At 67.9% G+C, this 17,707-nt stretch carries 17 protein-coding genes, 1 other RNA gene and 3 pseudogenes; 12 read left to right on the forward strand and 9 right to left on the reverse strand.

All coding sequences use genetic code 11. From position 1 onward, the window contains the following. Positions 1 to 571 (forward strand): hypothetical protein (locus tag ACHFFZ_RS00445; protein ID WP_394274698.1); only part of this gene is annotated, 571 nt, incomplete at its 5' end. A 434-nt stretch (positions 572 to 1,005) separates the two neighbouring features. On the opposite strand, the gene ACHFFZ_RS00450 is transcribed toward ACHFFZ_RS00445, so the two are convergent. Genes ACHFFZ_RS00450 through ACHFFZ_RS00460 form a run of 3 tightly spaced genes read right to left on the reverse strand, consistent with a single transcriptional unit; the run spans position 1,006 to position 1,669 of the window. Continuing rightward, entirely contained in the window at positions 1,006 to 1,308 is a 303-nt protein-coding gene (locus ACHFFZ_RS00450; RefSeq protein ID WP_394274699.1) for a helix-turn-helix transcriptional regulator, read from the reverse strand. A 5-nt stretch (positions 1,309 to 1,313) separates the two neighbouring features. After that, positions 1,314 to 1,505, reverse strand: a complete 192-nt coding sequence (locus tag ACHFFZ_RS00455; RefSeq protein WP_394274700.1) for a type II toxin-antitoxin system RelE/ParE family toxin — start codon at positions 1,503 to 1,505, stop codon at positions 1,314 to 1,316. Positions 1,506 to 1,525: 20 nt separating this feature from the next. Further along, positions 1,526 to 1,669, reverse strand: a complete 144-nt coding sequence (locus ACHFFZ_RS00460; RefSeq protein WP_394274701.1) for a hypothetical protein — start codon at positions 1,667 to 1,669, stop codon at positions 1,526 to 1,528. 136 nt (positions 1,670 to 1,805) lie between these two features. Between ACHFFZ_RS00460 and ACHFFZ_RS00465 the strand changes: the two genes are divergently transcribed. Both ACHFFZ_RS00465 and ACHFFZ_RS00470 read left to right on the forward strand, forming a co-directional pair. Next, positions 1,806 to 2,360 (forward strand): general stress protein, encoded by a 555-nt coding sequence (locus ACHFFZ_RS00465; protein ID WP_394274702.1) that lies wholly within the window; start codon positions 1,806 to 1,808, stop codon positions 2,358 to 2,360. Next, the gene (locus ACHFFZ_RS00470) at positions 2,357 to 2,992 is read left to right on the forward strand and encodes an SAM-dependent methyltransferase (protein WP_394274703.1); all 636 of its coding nucleotides are present in this window, start codon (positions 2,357 to 2,359) and stop codon (positions 2,990 to 2,992) included. Before ACHFFZ_RS00465 ends, ACHFFZ_RS00470 begins: the two co-directional genes overlap by 4 nt. A 48-nt stretch (positions 2,993 to 3,040) precedes the next feature. On the opposite strand, the gene corA is transcribed toward ACHFFZ_RS00470, so the two are convergent. Together corA and ACHFFZ_RS00480 are read right to left on the reverse strand one after the other, a co-directional pair. Continuing rightward, positions 3,041 to 4,078, reverse strand: a complete 1,038-nt coding sequence (gene corA / locus ACHFFZ_RS00475; protein WP_394274704.1) for a magnesium/cobalt transporter CorA — start codon at positions 4,076 to 4,078, stop codon at positions 3,041 to 3,043. A gap of 68 nt (positions 4,079 to 4,146) precedes the next feature. Beyond that, complete coding sequence (locus ACHFFZ_RS00480; RefSeq protein ID WP_394274705.1) at positions 4,147 to 5,622, reverse strand: aminopeptidase P family protein; 1,476 nt, start codon at positions 5,620 to 5,622, stop codon at positions 4,147 to 4,149. Between the two features lie 70 nt (positions 5,623 to 5,692). Here ACHFFZ_RS00480 and ACHFFZ_RS00485 point away from each other — a divergent pair, with 70 nt between their 5' ends. The 3 genes from ACHFFZ_RS00485 (at position 5,693) to ACHFFZ_RS00495 (ending at position 7,760) form a co-directional block, all read left to right on the forward strand. Next, on the forward strand, positions 5,693 to 6,628 hold the full coding sequence (locus tag ACHFFZ_RS00485) for an acyltransferase domain-containing protein (RefSeq protein WP_394274706.1): 936 nt from the start codon (positions 5,693 to 5,695) through the stop codon (positions 6,626 to 6,628). Between the two features lie 40 nt (positions 6,629 to 6,668). After that, complete coding sequence (locus ACHFFZ_RS00490) at positions 6,669 to 7,229, forward strand: histidine phosphatase family protein (protein ID WP_394274707.1); 561 nt, start codon at positions 6,669 to 6,671, stop codon at positions 7,227 to 7,229. A 108-nt stretch (positions 7,230 to 7,337) separates the two neighbouring features. After that, a complete protein-coding gene (locus ACHFFZ_RS00495) occupies positions 7,338 to 7,760 on the forward strand; it encodes an organic hydroperoxide resistance protein (protein ID WP_394274708.1) in 423 nt (140 codons plus the stop codon). 34 nt (positions 7,761 to 7,794) lie between these two features. On the opposite strand, the gene ACHFFZ_RS00500 is transcribed toward ACHFFZ_RS00495, so the two are convergent. After that, entirely contained in the window at positions 7,795 to 9,036 is a 1,242-nt protein-coding gene (locus ACHFFZ_RS00500; protein ID WP_394274709.1) for a multidrug effflux MFS transporter, read from the reverse strand. 214 nt (positions 9,037 to 9,250) lie between these two features. Here ACHFFZ_RS00500 and ACHFFZ_RS00505 point away from each other — a divergent pair, with 214 nt between their 5' ends. The 3 genes from ACHFFZ_RS00505 (at position 9,251) to rnpB (ending at position 11,956) form a co-directional block, all read left to right on the forward strand. After that, on the forward strand, positions 9,251 to 9,997 hold the full coding sequence (locus ACHFFZ_RS00505) for a zinc ribbon domain-containing protein (RefSeq protein WP_394274710.1): 747 nt from the start codon (positions 9,251 to 9,253) through the stop codon (positions 9,995 to 9,997). 46 nt (positions 9,998 to 10,043) lie between these two features. Continuing rightward, positions 10,044 to 11,522 carry an RNB domain-containing ribonuclease gene (locus ACHFFZ_RS00510; RefSeq protein WP_394274711.1) on the forward strand — a complete coding sequence of 493 codons (1,479 nt, stop codon included), beginning with the start codon at positions 10,044 to 10,046 and terminating at the stop codon, positions 11,520 to 11,522. Between the two features lie 13 nt (positions 11,523 to 11,535). Next, an RNA gene (rnpB, locus tag ACHFFZ_RS00515) (RNase P RNA component class A) lies at positions 11,536 to 11,956 on the forward strand. 33 nt (positions 11,957 to 11,989) lie between these two features. Here rnpB and ACHFFZ_RS00520 read toward each other — a convergent pair. Then, positions 11,990 to 12,229 carry a hypothetical protein gene (locus ACHFFZ_RS00520; RefSeq protein ID WP_394274712.1) on the reverse strand — a complete coding sequence of 80 codons (240 nt, stop codon included), beginning with the start codon at positions 12,227 to 12,229 and terminating at the stop codon, positions 11,990 to 11,992. A 590-nt stretch (positions 12,230 to 12,819) separates the two neighbouring features. On the opposite strand from ACHFFZ_RS00520, the pseudogene ACHFFZ_RS00525 reads away from it, so the two are divergent. From ACHFFZ_RS00525 to ACHFFZ_RS00535, 3 genes and pseudogenes are all read left to right on the forward strand, one after another. Next, positions 12,820 to 13,271: pseudogene (locus tag ACHFFZ_RS00525) on the forward strand (transposase); the annotation flags it as partial. 452 nt (positions 13,272 to 13,723) lie between these two features. Continuing rightward, entirely contained in the window at positions 13,724 to 14,434 is a 711-nt protein-coding gene (locus ACHFFZ_RS00530; protein WP_394274713.1) for an ATP-binding cassette domain-containing protein, read from the forward strand. A 173-nt stretch (positions 14,435 to 14,607) separates the two neighbouring features. Next, entirely contained in the window at positions 14,608 to 16,098 is a 1,491-nt protein-coding gene (locus ACHFFZ_RS00535) for a hypothetical protein (RefSeq protein WP_394274714.1), read from the forward strand. Between the two features lie 208 nt (positions 16,099 to 16,306). Here the strand turns inward: ACHFFZ_RS00535 and ACHFFZ_RS00540 are convergent. Continuing rightward, positions 16,307 to 16,453 (reverse strand): annotated as a pseudogene (locus tag ACHFFZ_RS00540) (ISL3 family transposase); the annotation flags it as partial. Between the two features lie 5 nt (positions 16,454 to 16,458). Then, positions 16,459 to 17,707: pseudogene (locus ACHFFZ_RS00545) on the reverse strand (ISL3 family transposase); the annotation flags it as partial.

Genomic DNA, 17,707 nt, shown 5'->3' on the forward strand with positions numbered 1-17,707 from the left:
ACTGGTGGGACTGCTCCAGGAGCGCGCCGCTGAACTGGACGAGGAGCACCGCCGGGCCGCCAAGCGGCTCGCGCAGGTGCAGCGGCGTCTGGATGGGCTCGAGGATGCCGCACGGCAGGTGGCGCGCACCGCCCGGCTGGAGCCCATGCCCGAACGGACGCTGTGGGGTGTGCGGTGCACCGTGCACCACGAGCACGAGATCGGCGCCGCCGTGTCGCGGCTGCACGCGCTCCGGCTGGAACGGGTCGGATCAGAGCCCGAGGACCTGGTGCAGGTCCACGACGGCCGGGAGCCCGGCGTGATCGGCGTGATGCTCGCCAGTGAGTCGCTGGCGGACCTTGCCGGTCTGGATGAGGTTGTGCTGGCTGCCGGGCAGCTGGCCGTCAGCGCCGTCGTCGACCCGCAGCTGGTCGACGAGGCCGACCTGTGGGTGCTGGTCGACGACCACCTGGCGACGAAGGGCCTGACCACCCACGGGATCCACTGGCGCCGCGGCCTGCCAGACGGACGCATGCAGCTGGGCGCGGGATTGCTCCCGCTGGCTTCGGAGTCCGTCGAGGACCCGTCCTGAGAGTGGGGAGATGAGGCACCCGGCAGCCCGCCTGCACCGTGCACGTCCAAAGGTGACTGCGCACGTGGTGCAGCAGCTGCCCAGTCGCTCTCCGACGTGCCCAGTCGCTCTCCGACGTGCCCAGTGGCTTCTCGATGGACGACGGGCTTCTCGACGGAAGTGGGGTCGAATGCCCACACGAAGCCGGCGAGACGACCGGACCGTGTGGTGAACAGGATCTGGCCGCTGCCGCCCTCACGCTGCGTCGTCATCAGGTTCTTCGTGTTGGCGGTGTCCTCGTTGGTGACGGTCCAAGCTGGATCCCAGGCGAGGGGCGCCTCCAGGTGCTGGGCCACGACCTCGTCCAGGACGTCGCTGGCAGGGGCACAGGATTCGATCCTGTCGTCAGTCACAGCCATGCCAGAAGTGAACCACCCGGCCACCAGATTGGTGCGTCAGGCGACCTGGACCCGATGGTCACCCATCACATATTCGAGGGCCAGGGTTCCGCCAACCGCTTCGAGATAGCCGCGGATGGTGCCCACCTTGGCATTCTCGATGTCGCCGTTCTCGATCTTGGAGACCTGGCGCTGGCCGACGCCGATCCGCTGGGCCAGTTCGGCCTGGGTGTACCCGGCCTGCTCGCGCAGTTCCCGCAGGCGGTAGGCGCGAACCTCGGCCATCATCTGCTTCTTGTGCGCCTCAACCGCCTCCGCGCTGACAGGTCGTAGCGCGAGCATGTCGTCGAGCGTGGTCATTGTGGTCACCGTCCCTTGAGTCGTCGGATGTGGTCGTCGAACAGGTCGTCGGCGATCGGGATGTTCTTGGAGTACCAGCGTTGCCAGTTGCCGGCCTTGTCACCGGCGACCAGCAGGATCGACTGGCGCTCAGGATCGAACGCGAACAGGACGCGGAGTTCGGAACGGCCGGAGGACCCCGGCCGGAGTTCCTTCATGTTGCGGTGCCGCGATGCCGTTACCGTGTCCACAATGGGGGCCCGAGCTGGGGTCCGTGCTCGGCGAGGAGTTCGAGGTCCGCCATCACCTGCTCGTAGGAGCGCTGGTCGAGGGACAGGAGCCAGCCCCGGATCGGGTCCAGCTCCACGGTCCACATGCGCACAGTTCAGACCATGCAGGTTCTAGGCGGCGCGTCAGGGCTCTGTGTCCTGCGATGGGCGAGGCTGTCCATGCACACAGTGGGGCACCCGAGAGTTGGACGAAGCCAGCCGCCTCGTGGCCGCCGGTAGGATCGGTGCATGTCTTCCTCCATGCAGGCCTCCTCGACCGTCATGCCCTTGAAGTACCCCATGTCGGTGGCCATCTACCCCACCTACGCCGAGGCGCAGCGAGCCGTGGACCTGCTGGCGGACAAGCAGTTCCCGGTGGAGAACCTGTGCATCGTGGGCACCGACCTCAAGCAGGTGGAGCGCGTGCTCGGACGCCTCACCCTGGGCCGCGTACTGGCCGGGGGAGCGCTCAGCGGGCTGGGCACCGGGCTCTTCTTCGGCCTGCTGATGATGCTGCTGGTCACCACCATCCCCGGCGGGCAGGCACTCCTGCTCGGCGTGCTGATGGGCGTCGGCCTGGGCGTGCTCACCGCCGGGATGGGCTATGCCACCCAGGGCGGCAAGCGGGACTTCTCCTCGGTGCAGGCGATCGTCGCCACTCGCTACGAGGTGCTGGGCGAGTCGACGGTGGTCAACCAGGCCCGCGAGGCGCTGGGCCAGCAGCCGCTCCAGCCCCCGAGCCCGACGGTCTGGCCGCCCACCCCGACCAGCCAGCAGGGCGGCGACCAGGAAGGTCGTCGATGAGCCCGCTGTCCGGGGACGAGCTGCGACGGCTCTGGGACGACCGCTACGACCACCCGAACAACCTGTTCGGCTATCGCCCCAATGACTTCCTGGTCACCGCCGAGGTGATGCTGCGACGGGGCAGCCGCCTGCTGGTGCTGGGCGACGGCGAGGGACGCAATGGCGTGTGGCTGGCCCAACAGGGCCACCGGGTCACCACCGTCGACATCTCCGAGGTGGGCGTGGCCAAGGCCCGCGCCCTGGCCGCGGAGCGCAAGGTCAACCTCGACGCCCAGGTGGCCGACCTGGCCGAGTGGATCCACACGCCCGCCGCTGAGGGCCCCTGGGACGGGATCGTGGTCATCTTCTGCCACCTCCCGCCCGGGCTGCGTGCGGAGGTGGCCAGGGTGCTGACCGGGCAGCTGGCGCCCCAGGGCAAGCTCCTGATGGAGGTCTACACTCCCGCCCAGCCCGCGATGGGCACCGGCGGACCCACCGACGAGGACCTGCTGATGACCCGCCCCAAGATGGAGGCCGACTGGCCCGGGCTTGATCTTGACATCATGATCACCGAGCGGCGGATCTTCGAGGGCATGGCGCACCAGGGACTCAGTTCGGTGCTTCAGGTGCTGGGCCAGCGCCGACGCGACTGACCGTCCCGCGTGGCCCGGGTCCAGTGGCCACTCAGGTCCAGTGGCCACTCAGATCCAGTGGCGGCGGCGGAAGACGAGGTAACTGGCCAGCATCCCCACCACCATCACCGTGAGGACGACGTAGTAGGCGTAGTCGTAGTGCAGTTCGGGCATGTTGTCGAAGTTCATGCCGTAGACCGCACCCATGGTGGTCGGGACGGCCAGGATCCCCAGGATCGCCGACAGCCGCCGCATGTCGCGGTTGTCCTCCAGGGAGATCCGCGCCATGCCGGCCTGCAGGATGGTGGACAGCACCTCGTCGAAGGAGGCGATCGCCTCTCGCGAGTCCGTGTGGTGGTCGGCCACCTCGCGGAAGTAGGCCCGGGTCTCGTCGGGGATCACCGGGTAGTTGCGGGTGCTCAGCGCCTGCAGCGGTGCGGCCAGCGGTACCACGGAGCGCTTGAACTCGATCAGTTCACGCTTGAGGTTGTAGACCCGGTCCACCTCCTTGGTGCCTTGGCGGGAGAAGATGTCCTCCTCCACCTCGTCGATGTCGATCTCGAACTCGCTCACCACGGCCATGTACTCGTCGACCACCCGGTCGAGGATCTTGTAGAAGACGTAGGCGGGCCCCACCCCGAGCTCCTCGGGCGCGGTCTCCAGCTCGCGGCGCAGGCTGCGCAGCGGGGTGTTGTCGCCGCGACGCACGGTGAGCAGGAAGTTCTCGCCGACGAAGATCATGATCTGGCCGGTGGAGACGATCTCGCTGGTTTCGGTGACCGTTTCATGATCAACATAGGCGACGGTGGAGATGACGCAGAACAGCGTGTCGTCGAACTGCTCCAGCTTGCTGCGGGAGTGGCCCTCGACTGCATCCTCGATGGCCAGCGGGTGCAGCTCGAACTGGCGCGCGAAGCTGGCCATGTCCTCGTCGGTGGGGTCCTTGAGCCCCAGCCAGACGAAACCCTCGCCCATCTTGGCGCGCTCGGTGGCCAGGTGGAGGCTGTCCACCTCCTCCTTGCGGCCGTCCACGTACCAGCCCCAGGCCTGCACCGAGTCGGGCGTGGTGGCCCAGCGACGGCCGTTCGTGCGACGCGCGGTCGCCATGGTGCTCCTGGCCGACGGGCGGGGGACGACCGGGCGAAGCGCCGGGCGCAGGCGACGCTGGTCACCCGTCACCGGCCCTCCCCGGCGAGCAAGGGAGCCATCCAGGCCTCGACCTCGTCGGCAGTGCGCGGCAGCATCGCGGAGAGGTTCTCGTTGCCGTCGGCGGTGATCAGGATGTCGTCCTCGATCCGCACGCCGATGCCGCGCATCTGTTCGGGCACCAGCAGGTCGGTGGCCTTGAGGTAGATGCCGGGCTCGACGGTGATCACCATGCCCGGCTTGAGGATGCCGTCGCGGTAGTCCTCACGCAGCGCCTGGGCGCAGTCGTGCACGTCGATGCCCAGGTGGTGGCTGGTGCCGTGCACCATCCAGCGGCGGTGCTGGCCGCCCTCGGCCGACAGCGATTCCTCGGGCGTGACGGGCAGCAGCCCCCACTCGTGCAGGTGGCGGGCCACCACCGCGATCGCGGCGGCGTGCACGTCGGAGAAGCGCGCCCCGGGCTGTGCGGCGGCGATGCCCGCCTCCTGGGCCTCCAGCACCGCCTCGTAGACCTTGCGCTGCTCGGGCGAGAAGCGGCCGCTGACCGGCAGGGTGCGGGTGACGTCGGCGGTGTAGAGGCTGTCGAGCTCGACGCCGGCGTCCAGCAGCAGCAGGTCGCCCTCGCGCAGGTCGCCGTCATTGCGGATCCAGTGCAGCGTGTTGGCATGGTCCCCACTGGCGGCGATCGAGTCATAGCCCACCCCATTGCCGTGGTGGCGGGCGTGCAGGCCGAAGACGCCCTCCACCCAGCGCTCGCCGCGGCCGCGGCGCACCGCCTCGGGCAGGTCGCGCACGACGGCCTCGAAGCCGCGCGCGGTGGCCTGGCAGGCCTCGCGCATCTGTCCCTGCTCGAAGTCGTCCTTGACCAGGCGTATCGTCGACAGGTGGGTCTCCAGCTCCTGGTCGTCCTGCAGCTGGTCCTGCTGCTGGGTGCGCAGCTCGTCAACACGGCTGGCCACCTGCTCGTCGGCGGCGCGCAGCACCCGGATCCGGGTGCTGTCGGCATTCTTTCCCAGCGCGGCGTCGAGCTCGGAGACCGGTGCGCAGTCCAGCCCGGTCATGGCGCGCATCTCCTCGAGGCTCTCGCGCTGGCCCACCCACATCTCGCCATAGCGGGCGTCGGCGTAGAACTCGGGATCGGTGCGCGGGGCGCGGGGCTTGAAGTAGAGGGTCGAGTCGTGGCCCTGGTCGGTGGGCTCCAGCACGAGCACGGCGTCGGGTTCGCGGTCGCTGCCCAGGCCGGTCAGCCAGGCGAAGGCCGAGTGGGGACGGAAGACGTAGTCGCAGTCATTGCTGCGCACCTTGAGCCCGCCGGCGGGCACGACGATCCGCTCGCCGGGGAAGGCCTTGGAGAGTTCCTCGCGACGGGTCACGGCGGCCTCGCTGGCGGGCAGCCGTTCGGGAAGGGTGCTGTCATAGGGGGCCCAGTCGCGGGGGATGAAGTCGACGAAGGCCTCCGAGAAGGGGGTCTGGCGGTTGGGAAGCCTGGGCTGTTCGTCACTCATGTCATCTCCGTTCGTCCGGCCCCGGTCGGACGGTCGGCCGGGATGCCAGAGGCATTCTAGGCTTGCGCCCATGACCTCGCGTACCGAGCCGACCGCCAGCCTGCTCAGCCGGCTCTGTGACGAGGACCTCGCCCGGCTCGGGGTGCAGGACGAGGACCGTCCGGCCGTGCTCTCCTGGGCCGCAGAGGTCGCCACCGACGAGACCGACCTGGCGCGCGTCGAGCTCTTGGTCGAACGGCTGGCGGGGGTCATCGGCCATTCCGAGCGTTCGGCAGGGGTCTTCGAAGCCGTCGACGAGCAGCACCGTCTCGGTCGGGGCGTGCTTGCCGTGCTGGCATTGGTGCTGGCCGCTCCCGGCGTGCGGGAGGCCCTGGCGCGGCGGCAGATCGCGTCCGAGGTCATCGACGCCACGCTGGCCGACCTCGGCTGGCAGGTCCACAAGGACCGGCAGGTCAACGGCTCCACCGGCCTGCACAACCTGCAGTGGATGGCGATGGTCTGGGCCGGCCGCTTCCTCAAGCTCGGACGCCTGCAGTTCGAGCTGACCACCAGCGACGTGGGGATCCTCGAGACCGAAGTCCCGGCCCTGGCCATCCACATCGACCCGAGCGGGCCGCTGCACCCCGAGCTGGTCGACGACTCGCTGCGGCAGGCGACCCTGCTCTTCGAGGAACACTACCCGGAAGTGGGCCCGATCGACTGGTTCACCTGCACCTCCTGGCTGCTCGACCCGGGCATCGCCTGGCGCCTGGGCGAGGGCAATGTGGTGGACTTCGCGCGCCGCTTCGCGGTCTGGAAGGTCACCGAGTGCGATCGCGACGGCCTCTACTTCGGCTTCGACATCGAGCCCGACGAGCGGCCACTGGCCCAGCAGTGGGCCACGCTGGAGGCCCACAATCGGGTGCAGGAGGCCTTGCTGGCGCACTGGCGCGACGGTGAGCACGTGGTTCTGGCCTCGGGCCGTCTGCCGGTGATCAGCTCTGAGCTGAGTGAGCCCGCCGCCTGAGGCCTCGCGCTGTGTGGCGAGGGCTGGCAGGGTGAGGAGCATGACTGAGCTCTATCTCGTACGCCATGGTGAGACGGCCTGGAGCAGGTCCGGCCAGCACACCTCCGTCACCGACCTGGACCTGACCGAGCACGGGGTTGAGGAGGCCAGCCGGCTGCGCGAGCGCCTCGACCCGAGCGACTTCGGACTGGTGCTCACCAGCCCCCGGCTGCGGGCCCGGCGAACCGCCGAGCTGGCGGGCTTCGAGCAGCCCGAGGTCGACGAGAATCTGGCCGAGTGGTTCTACGGCGACTACGAGGGGATGACCAGCAACCAGATCCGCGAGCAGGTTCCGGGCTGGCGCATCTGGACGCACCCGATCCCGGGCGGGGAGACCCGCACCCAGGTGATCGACCGGCTCACCAAGGTGGTGCAGCGGGTGCAGGACTCCGGTGTGGACCGGGCGATCTGCTTCAGCCACGGCCACGCCTCGCGCGTCCTGGCCCTGTGCTGGCTGGGCATCGACGTCGCCCGCGGCCAGTCCTTCCCGCTGCAGACCGGCGCGGTCTGCGTGCTCGGCTACGAGAAGGAGTCGCCGGCGATCGTGCGCTGGAATGCCTGACGCGCGAGCCGGGAATGGGGCGGCTGTCCCGGTTGTTGTGCCAGACGTCGCCACCCGGCGCCCGCGAGGGCGCAGGGTCGGCATCCCAGTCACCACAGGAGGAAGACCATGTCAGCCATCTACACCGCCGAGGCACTCGCCACCGGCGCCGGCCGCAACGGCCACGTCCGCACCACCGACGGCCTGGTCGACACCGACCTCGCCATCCCGCGCGAGATGGGTGGCGCCGGCGGCGCTCCCAACCCCGAGCTGCTCTTCGCGGCCGGATACGCCGCCTGCTTCCACTCCGCGCTGCAGATGGTCGCGCGCGAGGCCAAGGCCGACCTGGGCGAGTCCAGCGTCGGGTCCCGGGTCGGCATCGGCCAGCTCGACGGCGGCGGCTTCGGGCTGAGCGTCGAGCTCGAGGTCGTCATCCCCGACCTGCCCCATGACCAGGCGCAGGCCCTGGCCGACAAGGCGCACCAGGTGTGCCCCTACAGCAATGCCACCCGTGGCAACATCGACGTCACCGTCACCGTCGTCGACGACTGATCACCCGACGCCGCGCGCCGGGGGCCAGGCAGGACTAGTCATAGCTCTCGGCGCGCAGCCGGCGCCCGGCCAGCAGCATGGTCGCCAGCCCGACGAGGCCGGCGGCCAGGATCACCATCGGGATCGGCCGCGAGGTGCCGTCCTCCAGGGCGCCCACCAACGGCGTCACGACGCCACCCATGGCGAACTGCGAGGCGCCCAGCAGGGCTGCGGCCGTGCCGGCTCGGGCCCCATGGCGGTGCAGTGCGACCGCCGGCGCATTGGGCAGCGACAGGCCGAGCCCGCACATCACCAGGAACATCGGCGCCAGGAAGCCGGCCAGCCCACCGACCTGCCACTGGGCCAGGGCCAGCATCAGCGCGGCGGCCAGCACGATCGTCGCCAGCCCCAGGGTGAGGGCGCGCACCGGACCGATGCGTCGCACCACGCGCGGGTTGGCCTGGGCTGCGAGGCTGAGGCCCACTGACATCGAGGCGAAGACCACCCCGAACAGCTGGGGGCTCAGCCCGAAGATGCCCTGCATCACGAAGGCCGAGCCGGAGACATAGGCGAACAGGCAGGTGAAGGCCATGGCTCCGGTCAGCGCCACCGCCACGAATCCCGGGTCGCTGAGCACCTGGCGGTAGGCGGCAAGGCTGGACGAGAGGCTACCCGGGATCCGCCGTTCGCTCGGGAGCGACTCCGGCAACTGGGAGCGCACCAGGAAGAGCACCAACAGGGCGATGACGCCCAGCACCACGAAGACGCCACGCCACGTGGTGAAGGTGAGCAGCCCGGAACCGATCAGCGGGGCCAGGATCGGTGCCAGCCCGGTGACCAGGGCCAGGCGGCTGAGCAGTTCGGCGGCCTTCATGCCACGAAAGAGGTCGCGCACGATCGCCTGGGAGGCGACGCCAACGGCCGCGCAGGCCAGGCCCTGCAGGAGTCGTCCGGCCAGCAGGACCCCGATCGACGGGGCGAGGCCGCACACGACACTGGCCACGACGTGCGTGCCCAGGCCCACCAGCAGGGGCTTGCGTCGCCCGATGGCGTCCGAGAGCGGCCCCCACGCGAGCTGTCCGAGCCCCATTCCCAGCATCATCGCGCTCAGGGTGAGCTGCGCCTGGCTGGTGGACGCGTCGAGCGTCTCGGCCAGGTGGGGCAGGGCCGGCAGGTAGGTGTCGATGGTCATCGGGCCCAGTGCACCCATGGTGCCGAGCACCAGCACCAGGGTGCGGTACTGGCGGCGTGTCAGGGACTCCCCGGGTGTGGCGTCGTGCGGCAGGGCAGTGCTCATGGTCATCCTCGGGGTCGTCGTTCCCGCACCGGCGGGCACTGAACCCTACCGACCGGTCACCCATGGGGACGCTGAGAGCGCCCGGCCACCTGCCGCCCGTCACGCCCTGGCTGTGGGGTGGCGGGGTCAGCAGTGGGTAGGCTTCGTCCACGGGCAGTGCCAGGGGTGCCGCCCCGAGAACCAGCGGCTCGTCCGCGCACCACGAGGAGAAGACATGCTTGCCGAACCGGCTGACCAGCTGCGGTTGCTCGACCTTGCCGCCATCGACCTCCAGGTCAGCCAGCTGGAGCATCGTCGTCGCACCATTCCCGAACTGGCCACCATCAAGCAGCTGATGGGCCAGCGGGCCACCCTCGTCGAGGCCCAGGTCGCCGCGCAGACCAGGCTCTCCGACGCCGAGGCGGAGCAGAAGCGCATCGAGGACGACCTGAATCCGGCCCGCGAGCGGATGGTCCGCAACCAGAAGCGCGTCGACGATGGATCGGTCACCGATCCCAAGGCCCTGCGAGGCCTCACCGAGGAGATCGACCACCTCGGTGGACGCATCCGCAAGCTCGAGGACGACGAGCTCGACGCCATGCAGCTGGTGGAGGACCACGCCGCCGAGGTGAAGCGCATCGACACCGAGCGCAAAGAGCTGGAGTCCGAGATCCGCGAACTGATGGCCCACCGCGACCAGACGATGGCCACCATCGACGCCGAGCTCTCCGAGCGCAAGGGCGAGCGCGAGGCGACGGCCCGCCTGCTGCCCGAGGCGCTGCTCAAGACCTACCAGCGCATCACCGAGCGCCTCGGCACCGGCGCCGCCGAGCTCCAGGGCCGCCGCTGCACCGGCTGCCAGCTCGAGGCCAATGCCGCCGACCTGCGCCGCTATGCCGCGGCGAAGCCCGAGGAGGTGCTGCGCTGCGAGGAGTGCGACCGCATCCTCGTGCGCACCAAGGCCTCCCTGCTGCCCAGCTGACCCGGGACCGCCGGTTCCAGGTTTCCCCCGACGAACAGGAGCGACGATGCCAGCACGCCAGATCACTGCCAGGGCCCAGGCGCCCGAACCGATCCAGGCCGGCATCGCCGCCCTGCGCGCCGAGCTGGAAGTGCCCGACGACTTCAGCCCGGAGGTGGTCGCGGCCGCCGAGCAGGCAGCGGCGCACGGCGTCGACGAGGCCCGCTGGCAGCTGGGGGAGCGCGTCGACCGCACCGACCTCGACTTCGTCACCATCGACCCCGAGGGCTCCAAGGACCTCGACCAGGCGATGTGCCTGGAGCGCCTGACGGACGGATTCCTCGTCTGGTACGCCATCGCCGACGTCGCCGCCTGGGTGGAACCCGGTGGGGCTGTTGACCTGGAGGCCCACCGGCGTGGCCAGACCTTCTACGCCCCTGCCGAGCGGGCACCCCTGCACCCGGCCGTCCTGAGCGAGGGGGCTGCCAGCCTGCTGGCCGACGGCAGGCCGCGGCCTGCCCTGCTGTGGCGCATCGAGCTCGACGCCGCCGGCGCCCAGCGTGCCGCCAGCGTGCAGCGTGCCCTGGTGCGCAGCCGGGAACAGCTCACCTATGCCGGCGTGCAGGCCCAGCTCGATGCGGGCACCGCGCCCGAGTGGGTGGGGCTGCTGCGCGAGATCGGCCAGCTGCGCGAGCAGCAGGAGGTGGAGCGTGGGGGTGTCTCGCTGAACCTGCCCGAGCAGGAGATCGTCAGCGACGAGGACGGCTGGCACACCGAGTTCCGCTGCCCGCTGCCCATCGAGGGCTGGAATGCCCAGGTCTCGCTGCTCACCGGCATGGCCGCCGCCTCGATCATGCTCCAGGCCCAGACGGGCATCCTGCGCACCCTGCCGCCAGCCCAGCAGCGCGACGTGGAAAGGCTGCGGGGGATCGCCCGCGGCCTGCGCATCGACTGGCCCGAGCAGATGGGCTATCCCGACTTCGTGCGCTCCCTCGACGTCACCCGACCCACCCATCTGGCGATGATGACCAGTTGCACGCGACTCTTCCGCGGCGCCGCCTACACGGTGCTCGGCCAGGCCGACCAGGACGGCGAGGCACCTTCCGGCGATGCGCTGAAGCACAATGCGCTGGCCGCCCACTATGCCCACTGCACCGCGCCGCTTCGTCGCCTGGTGGACCGCTATGTGGGAGAGATCTGCGTGCACCTGTGCAACCAGACCGAGATCCCGCAGTGGGTGCTCGACGCGCTGCCCACCCTGCCCGACGAGATGCGCGAGAGCGACTCGCGGGCCAAGAAGTTCGAGCGCGGCATCGTCGACCTCACCGAGGCGCTGGTGCTCAGCTCCCACACCGGCCGCCGGCTGGAGGGCGTGGTGGTCGACCACGACCCCAAGAAGGACCAGGGCACCATCTCCATCGCCGAGCCGGCCGTCGAGGCGCGCTTCCAGATGCCGGGTGTCGCCCTGGGCCAGGAGGTGGCCGTCGAGGTGGACTCGGTGGACCTGCTCAAGGGCGTGGTCACCTTCCGGCCCGCGGCGTCGTAGACTTCCGGATGGACGAGTTCGCCGGGTGACCGCTGCGCCGCGCTCCTCGGGGCTGGCGTTGAGGAAAGTCCGGACTCCACAGGGCAGGGTGGTCGGCAACACCGACCCGGAGTGATCCGCGGGACAGTGCCACAGAGAACAGACCGCCAGCGCCGCACTTCTTCGTGAAGTGTTGCTGGTAAGGGTGAAACGGTGGTGCAAGAGACCACCGGCGCCCCAGGTGACTGGGGCGGCCAGGCAAACCCCACCCGGAGCAAGACCAAGAAGACCCCTCGGGGTCGCGGACGTGATCGAGGGCTGCCCGCCCGAGCGTCCGGGTAGGTCGCACGACGCGCACGCGTCGAAGGCGTCTGGCAACAGGCGTCGCAGATGGATGGTCACCCACCGCGGGTCTTCCGCGGGGACAGAATCCGGCTTACAGGCGAACTCGTCCCACCCCACCCGCCTTGAGCCGTTTGCTCCGCGGGTCAGGCCGTAGCGAACTCCTGGACCAAGTCAGCCGTCGATTCGAAGTACCGGCGATGGGTTCGGTGCAGGTCATCGATCGAACGGGCGCCCAGCAGCACCACCTCGACGGACCGGCGGTCCGCATGACGACTCTCGAGGTCAAGCCGACGGGAGACAGCCATGTCGACGTCGGCAAAGCTTTCCTCGTGGAGCAGCTCGGCATTCACACGGTCGTAGGCAAGGACAAAGTGGGTCGTCACGTCAGGGGCCTCCCTTCAAGAATCTTGCCCCGTTCACCCAGCGTACCCTCCAGAGCTGTGACGGCTTGGAGATAAGAGTCTCTGGCCCGCTGGTGCTGAGCGCTGGCGTGCTCATAGGAGAGGCGCGCCTTCGCCAGAGCCGCCTCCGATACGGCCATCCCCTGTCGGATGGCCGTGGCCGCTTCAGGAGCGCATGGTCCGAGAAGCAAGGATCTCTGGTGGGGGGTCTGGGCCTCTGCGGCACCGAGCGTGGCGTCCGTCGCCAGGAGCGAGCTTCGGGTCTGCTCCACCAGGACCAAAGCGCGTTCGACGCTTTCGCCGATGCGGCCGGTTCGCCAGAGGAGTTCCAAGAACTCTGCCCGAGTGCCGCCCGCTCCGTCCCGGAACGGGGCGCAGGGGTTCTGCAACGGTTCCCCATATCGGGGCTCCCGCCCCCACGCATCGCACACGCTCTCGAACAGTTCCGCCCACCGGTGCTGGGTCAGCGTCCGGACCTGGATCTCACAGCGAAACCACCCTTGACGCGCGATGACATGCACCGCCCGGTAACCGTGGCTGGGGCCCGGTGGCAGTTCATCCCAATGCTGATCCTCTACCAGAGCCGGCGAACACTCCACACCGGCGCCGACCTGTTGACCGACAAGCAACAACGCCGCCTGGACGCCCTGTTCGCTGATGCCCGCCACGTCGAAGTCGAGGCCACCCGGGGGCGTCTACCAGCGCATGATCTCGGCTTACCGCACCAAGCCCAGAGCGGAGGGCAAGAAGGTCATGACCCGGCTGATCGAGGCGATCGGCACCGCTGTCCCCGCCAGCCTGGTCGAGGTCGCCAAGCTGCGCCGCACCCTGACCAAGCGACGCGACGACATCCTCGCCTTCTTCGACCACCACCGTTCCAGCAACGGACCCACCGCAGCGATCAACGCACCGCCTCGAACACCTACGCGGCACCGCCCTGGGCTTCCGCAACCTCACCCACTACATCGCCAGATCACTACTCGAGGCCGGCGGGTTCAGACCAGATCTACACCCTGGATTGTGAAGAGCCCCTATCTGGGACTAGCTTGTGACGCATGGGGGAAGTAAGGTCTTCCTCCCTGTGGCAAGGAGGCCATCGTATGAGGAATAAGCTCAGAAATGTGGGTTTGGGGATGCTGTCGCTCGGATGCGTTGTGGTGCCCCAGCTCATCGCCCCTCAGGCAGCTGAAGCAGTTCCCTACGGCTGTCACTACGAGATCAATGGACGTGATGTGATCGGAACGTGCAGCAAGGGTTCGGGACAGTTCCGGCTTCGACTCGACTGCAGTCATGCCCCGGATGGCTACTCCAACTGGACCAATGCCGGGAAGCAGGCGACTGCTCGTTGTTTGGCCGGGATGCCCTTCGGGATCTCGTTCGAGACTCACTGACTGAGTGGAGCTGGGGTCTTCAGGAAGAAGGCCCCAGCTCCACCTCTGCCAGCAGCCAAACTCTCAACTGTGATTCGAAGGATGGATGACGACATTGGTGTTGACGCTTTCGGGAGTCTCGGTTCGCTACGGCAGGCGTAGTGCGGTGTCAGAGGTGTCGTGGGACTTGGGTGTGGGCTTCCACGCTCTGCTTGGTCCCAACGGTGCTGGAAAGACGTCGCTGTTGAGAGCAATCAGTACCTTGCAGCCGGTCAAGGCAGGCACTGTCGCGTTGGACGGAAACCCTGTCCGGCAGGTACGGCAACGGCTCGGCTTCCTCCCACAAGAGAACTTGGGAAGATCTCGTTTCACAGTGCAGGAACATCTCGCCTACATGTGTTGGCTGCGCCAGTTACCTTCAGTCGACGTCGCGGGTGAGGTGGAGCGGGTCCTGGACTTGGTGGACTTGGCTGATCGGTGTGGTGACCGGATTTCCTCGTTGTCCGGCGGCATGCGTCGCCGGGTGGGGATCGGGTCGGCCTTGGTGGGTAATCCCTCCCTGGTGGTGCTTGACGAGCCCTCCGCAGGGTTGGATGTGGCGCAACGTGAGTCCCTCACAAGGGTGCTAGATCGTGTCTCGGAGGATGCGATTGTCCTCGTCTCCACCCACATCGTGGAGGATGTGCTCGAGCATGCCGACAGTTTAACGGTGATGGACAAGGGTCGTTTCTTGTTCAGTGGGCCTTTTGAGCAATTCACGTCGTCTCGTGATCTGGCAGCGGTGCGAGATCGATACATGGCGATGGTGTCCCAGTGAAGTCGGGGCTGCTGTTGTGGCTACGTCACCATGGAGTGCCTGGCTGTGTGACATTTTCTGTGGCCGCGACTCTGGTCATGCGGGCACTGGTGGGGCTGGCTACTGCCGAGGGTGGAGATATCGAGGTAGGGCCCTTGTGGGTGTCCACTGCCGCTAGTCTCCCGTTGCTGTTCATGTTCGTCCACGAGACTGACGTGGACCGCGCTTCACCTCGATCCTTGGCCCTGAGGAGAGGCATCCTGCTGAGTATCGCGGGGGCGGTGACTGGGGTGTTGTCTCTGGCCTGCTTCCCGCAGGACATGACCGGCCTGGGATTCATCGCAACCTGGCGCAACTGCCTCGGCTTGGTCGGGCTCGGACTGCTGGGAATGGGTCTGGTTGGCCCCTCGGCGATCTGGGTGGCACCAACGCTGGTGGCGATCATGTCCATGATGTTTGCTTGGCCGTGGAAGCCAGCGCTCCATCACGGCATCTGGGGCGCCCTGCGGGCGCCGGGTAACCTCACTTTCGCCACGACTGGTGTCCCGAACCTAAGTATCCCCTTATGCCTGAGCATTGCAGCGGCGGGGGTTGTGACGTACCTGCGTGGCTGCACGCTCAGTGAATCGAGAAACAGCACCGCATCTATCATCGGTTCCCGCGTTGGGGCCAGCGCATCAGCGCCTCGCTGGCAGGCCGGACTGGGGCGAGCGTCGCTGCAGACACCACTGATGACGCTCGGGGCGATCGTGTGTGCTGCCGTCCTCTGGGGCGACATCGGCAAATGGGGCGGGAGTCCACGGCTGCTGTTCACCAAGGTGATTCCCAGCGTCTTCTTCTTCCTGATACCCATCGGTGCCGTGGTCGGTGTCATCTGCGGTCAAGCTCGCTGGCGCAGCGGCCTGAATATCTGGCAATCCCTGTCGTCACGTAGCAATCGCGAGTTGTTGGCTCGTGCTTCCTGCCGGGCCATGCTAATCACTTTGGTGGCCCTCAGTGTGCCGGCGCTGGTCTTGTCCCTCGTCGCTGCGGTCAGCCTTGCCGGGCACGTGCCGAATTCCTTGGTCGCTACTGAACTCGTGACCAGTCTGCCGCCCACCTTGGTGGTGATCGCAGGAGCGATGGTCCTGGCCGCGGCAGGAACCATGCTCGGGTGGTGCTCTGGAAGGATCTGGCTCGCACCACTCGGGCTCATCCTGGCTCTGGCGCTGATGATTGCGATACCCCTCGACATTTCCCGAGGACCCAACCCCGACAACCACTGGGCCGACAGGTACGGCTATACCAGCTGCACCACGAGCCCAAGCCATCGCGTGAGGGTGTGCTCAACCCCGCCCAACAGTGCCTATCTACCCGCCGCTGCCGCGAGGATTGACGAGATCTACACCCAGTCCCCAGCCCCGAAAAGCCTGCCCCGCATCATTCATCTGGAATCACAAGGAACCCTGGGAAAGCAACCGCCAGGCACCATCTCCACACCTACCATCGGGATAGGCAGGGACCGAGGAATGCGGCCTCCCAACATCCTGTCGGGAGCCATCGCAGAATCCCTCGTCTACTCAACGCAGGCATGGTGCCCCGGCACACAATTGACAGACATCCAAATCATCTACGCTCAGCAACCACCAGAACAAACCCTTTCGATGAACAAGACGATTCAACTTCTGGACGAATGCAGACAGTGAATCGAGGGGCTGACTGTTCTTGACCACGAGCCGGCCCTCATGGCGCAATTCCGCTTCGGTGATGGCCAACCCCGCAGAGATGCTGCGTGAACTCGCCCCCGACCAGCAGCTACACCTCGTGGCCATGGCGGAGTCGTGTCAACCTGCACCACCACTCGAAAGTGAGCAAGTCAGCGGAGGAGGCACACAGGGGAGGGCTGCCCCGGGTTTGGGGCTGCTCGGCGAGCCACGTCTTGAAGGCCTGCTTCGAACGACCCTCGACCATCGCCAACAACCGGCTCGGGCCCGTGCCGGTGGAGACCACCGTGAGGTCAATGACCACGGTCACGTACTTGTCGCCGCGGCGGGTTTGACGGCTCTTCACAATCCAGGGTGTAGATCGGGTCTGAACCCACCGGCTTCAAGCAGGGACCTCGTGATGTAGTGGGTGAGGTTGCGGAAGCCGAGAGCGGTGCCTCGGAGGTGTTCGAGCCGGTGCGTTGATCGCCTCGGTGGGGCCGTTGCTCGAGCCGGTGTGGTCGAAGAAGGCGAGGATGTCGTCGCGTCGCTTGGCCAGGGTGCGGCCGAGCTTGCAGACCTCGACCAGGCGGGTGGGAACCGCTGATCCGATCGAGTCGATCAGTCTGGCCAGGGCCTTCTTGCCGTCGCTGCGGGCCTTGGTGCGGTATGCCGTGATCATGGCCTGGTAGACGCCCCAAGTGGCCTCGACCTCAACGTGCCGGTCATCAGCGAACAGGGCATTCAGGCGGCGTTGTTGCTTGTCAGTGAGTAGATCAGCGCCGGTGTGAAGCGTTCGCCGTGCTTGGTAGAGCGGATGGTGCTTGCGCCCCCGACTGCCGTGCAGCGAGACCTGGACCCGCCTGCGGCACACATCCAGAGCATCCCCAGCGAGCCGGATGACATGGAAGGGATCCATCACCGTGGCAACTTTCGGCAGTTCTTCGGCGGCGGCAGTCTTGAAGCCGGTGAACCCGTCCATCGCGACGATCTTCACTCCGTCTGTCCAGGTCTGGGGCTGCTCGGCGAGCCACGTCTTGAACGCCTGCTTCGAACGCCCCTCGACCATCGCCAACAACCGCGACGCTCCGGTCCCGGTGCTGACGGGGGTCAGGTCGATGACCACGGTGACGTACTTGTCGCCGCGGCGGGTGTGGCGCCACACGTGCTCGTCGACGCCCACGACGCTCACGCCATCGAGGCGGCCGGGGGAGTCGATGAGCATCCGCTGGCCTTCGGCGAGGACGGCGTCGTTGGCGGTGTTCCACGCCACCCCGAGCGCGGCCGCGATGCGCGTCATGGACAGGTGGTTGACCACCAGCGCTTCCAGCGCCCATCGCAACGCAGCTCGTGACAAGCAGGAACGCGGCGACGCTGCGCGGGTGAGGTCCTGGCGCCAGACATGCCCGCAGCCGGTGCACTGGTAGCGGCGCAGCCGAACCTGGAGGGTGGTGGGGCGCCAACCGAACGGGATGTGCGCCAACTCTCGCACGACACTGTCACGCGGCTGGCCGTGGCAGCCGCAGCGGTGGCACCAGTGATCAGGCTGGACCGGGCGACACGCCAGGACGGCGCGCTTGCCGGTGAGGTGCTGACCGGTGACGGCCAGGCC

The organism is Luteococcus sp. (genome assembly GCF_043424415.1).
Classification (GTDB): Bacteria; Actinomycetota; Actinomycetes; order Propionibacteriales; family Propionibacteriaceae; genus Luteococcus.

Bases quoted from the DNA above. Each gene is read 5' to 3' on its own strand.
- ACHFFZ_RS00450 (WP_394274699.1), bottom strand. From the start codon at position 1,308: ATGACCACGCTCGACGACATGCTCGCGCTACGACCTGTCAGCGCGGAG.
- ACHFFZ_RS00455 (WP_394274700.1), bottom strand. From the start codon at position 1,505: ATGAAGGAACTCCGGCCGGGGTCCTCCGGCCGTTCCGAACTCCGCGTC.
- ACHFFZ_RS00465 (WP_394274702.1), top strand. From the start codon at position 1,806: ATGTCTTCCTCCATGCAGGCCTCCTCGACCGTCATGCCCTTGAAGTAC.
- ACHFFZ_RS00470 (WP_394274703.1), top strand. From the start codon at position 2,357: ATGAGCCCGCTGTCCGGGGACGAGCTGCGACGGCTCTGGGACGACCGC.
- corA (WP_394274704.1), bottom strand. From the start codon at position 4,078: ATGGCGACCGCGCGTCGCACGAACGGCCGTCGCTGGGCCACCACGCCC.
- ACHFFZ_RS00480 (WP_394274705.1), bottom strand. From the start codon at position 5,622: ATGAGTGACGAACAGCCCAGGCTTCCCAACCGCCAGACCCCCTTCTCG.
- ACHFFZ_RS00485 (WP_394274706.1), top strand. From the start codon at position 5,693: ATGACCTCGCGTACCGAGCCGACCGCCAGCCTGCTCAGCCGGCTCTGT.
- ACHFFZ_RS00490 (WP_394274707.1), top strand. From the start codon at position 6,669: ATGACTGAGCTCTATCTCGTACGCCATGGTGAGACGGCCTGGAGCAGG.
- ACHFFZ_RS00495 (WP_394274708.1), top strand. From the start codon at position 7,338: ATGTCAGCCATCTACACCGCCGAGGCACTCGCCACCGGCGCCGGCCGC.
- ACHFFZ_RS00500 (WP_394274709.1), bottom strand. From the start codon at position 9,036: ATGAGCACTGCCCTGCCGCACGACGCCACACCCGGGGAGTCCCTGACA.
- ACHFFZ_RS00505 (WP_394274710.1), top strand. From the start codon at position 9,251: ATGCTTGCCGAACCGGCTGACCAGCTGCGGTTGCTCGACCTTGCCGCC.
- ACHFFZ_RS00510 (WP_394274711.1), top strand. From the start codon at position 10,044: ATGCCAGCACGCCAGATCACTGCCAGGGCCCAGGCGCCCGAACCGATC.
- ACHFFZ_RS00530 (WP_394274713.1), top strand. From the start codon at position 13,724: ATGACGACATTGGTGTTGACGCTTTCGGGAGTCTCGGTTCGCTACGGC.
- ACHFFZ_RS00535 (WP_394274714.1), top strand. From the start codon at position 14,608: ATGTTCGTCCACGAGACTGACGTGGACCGCGCTTCACCTCGATCCTTG.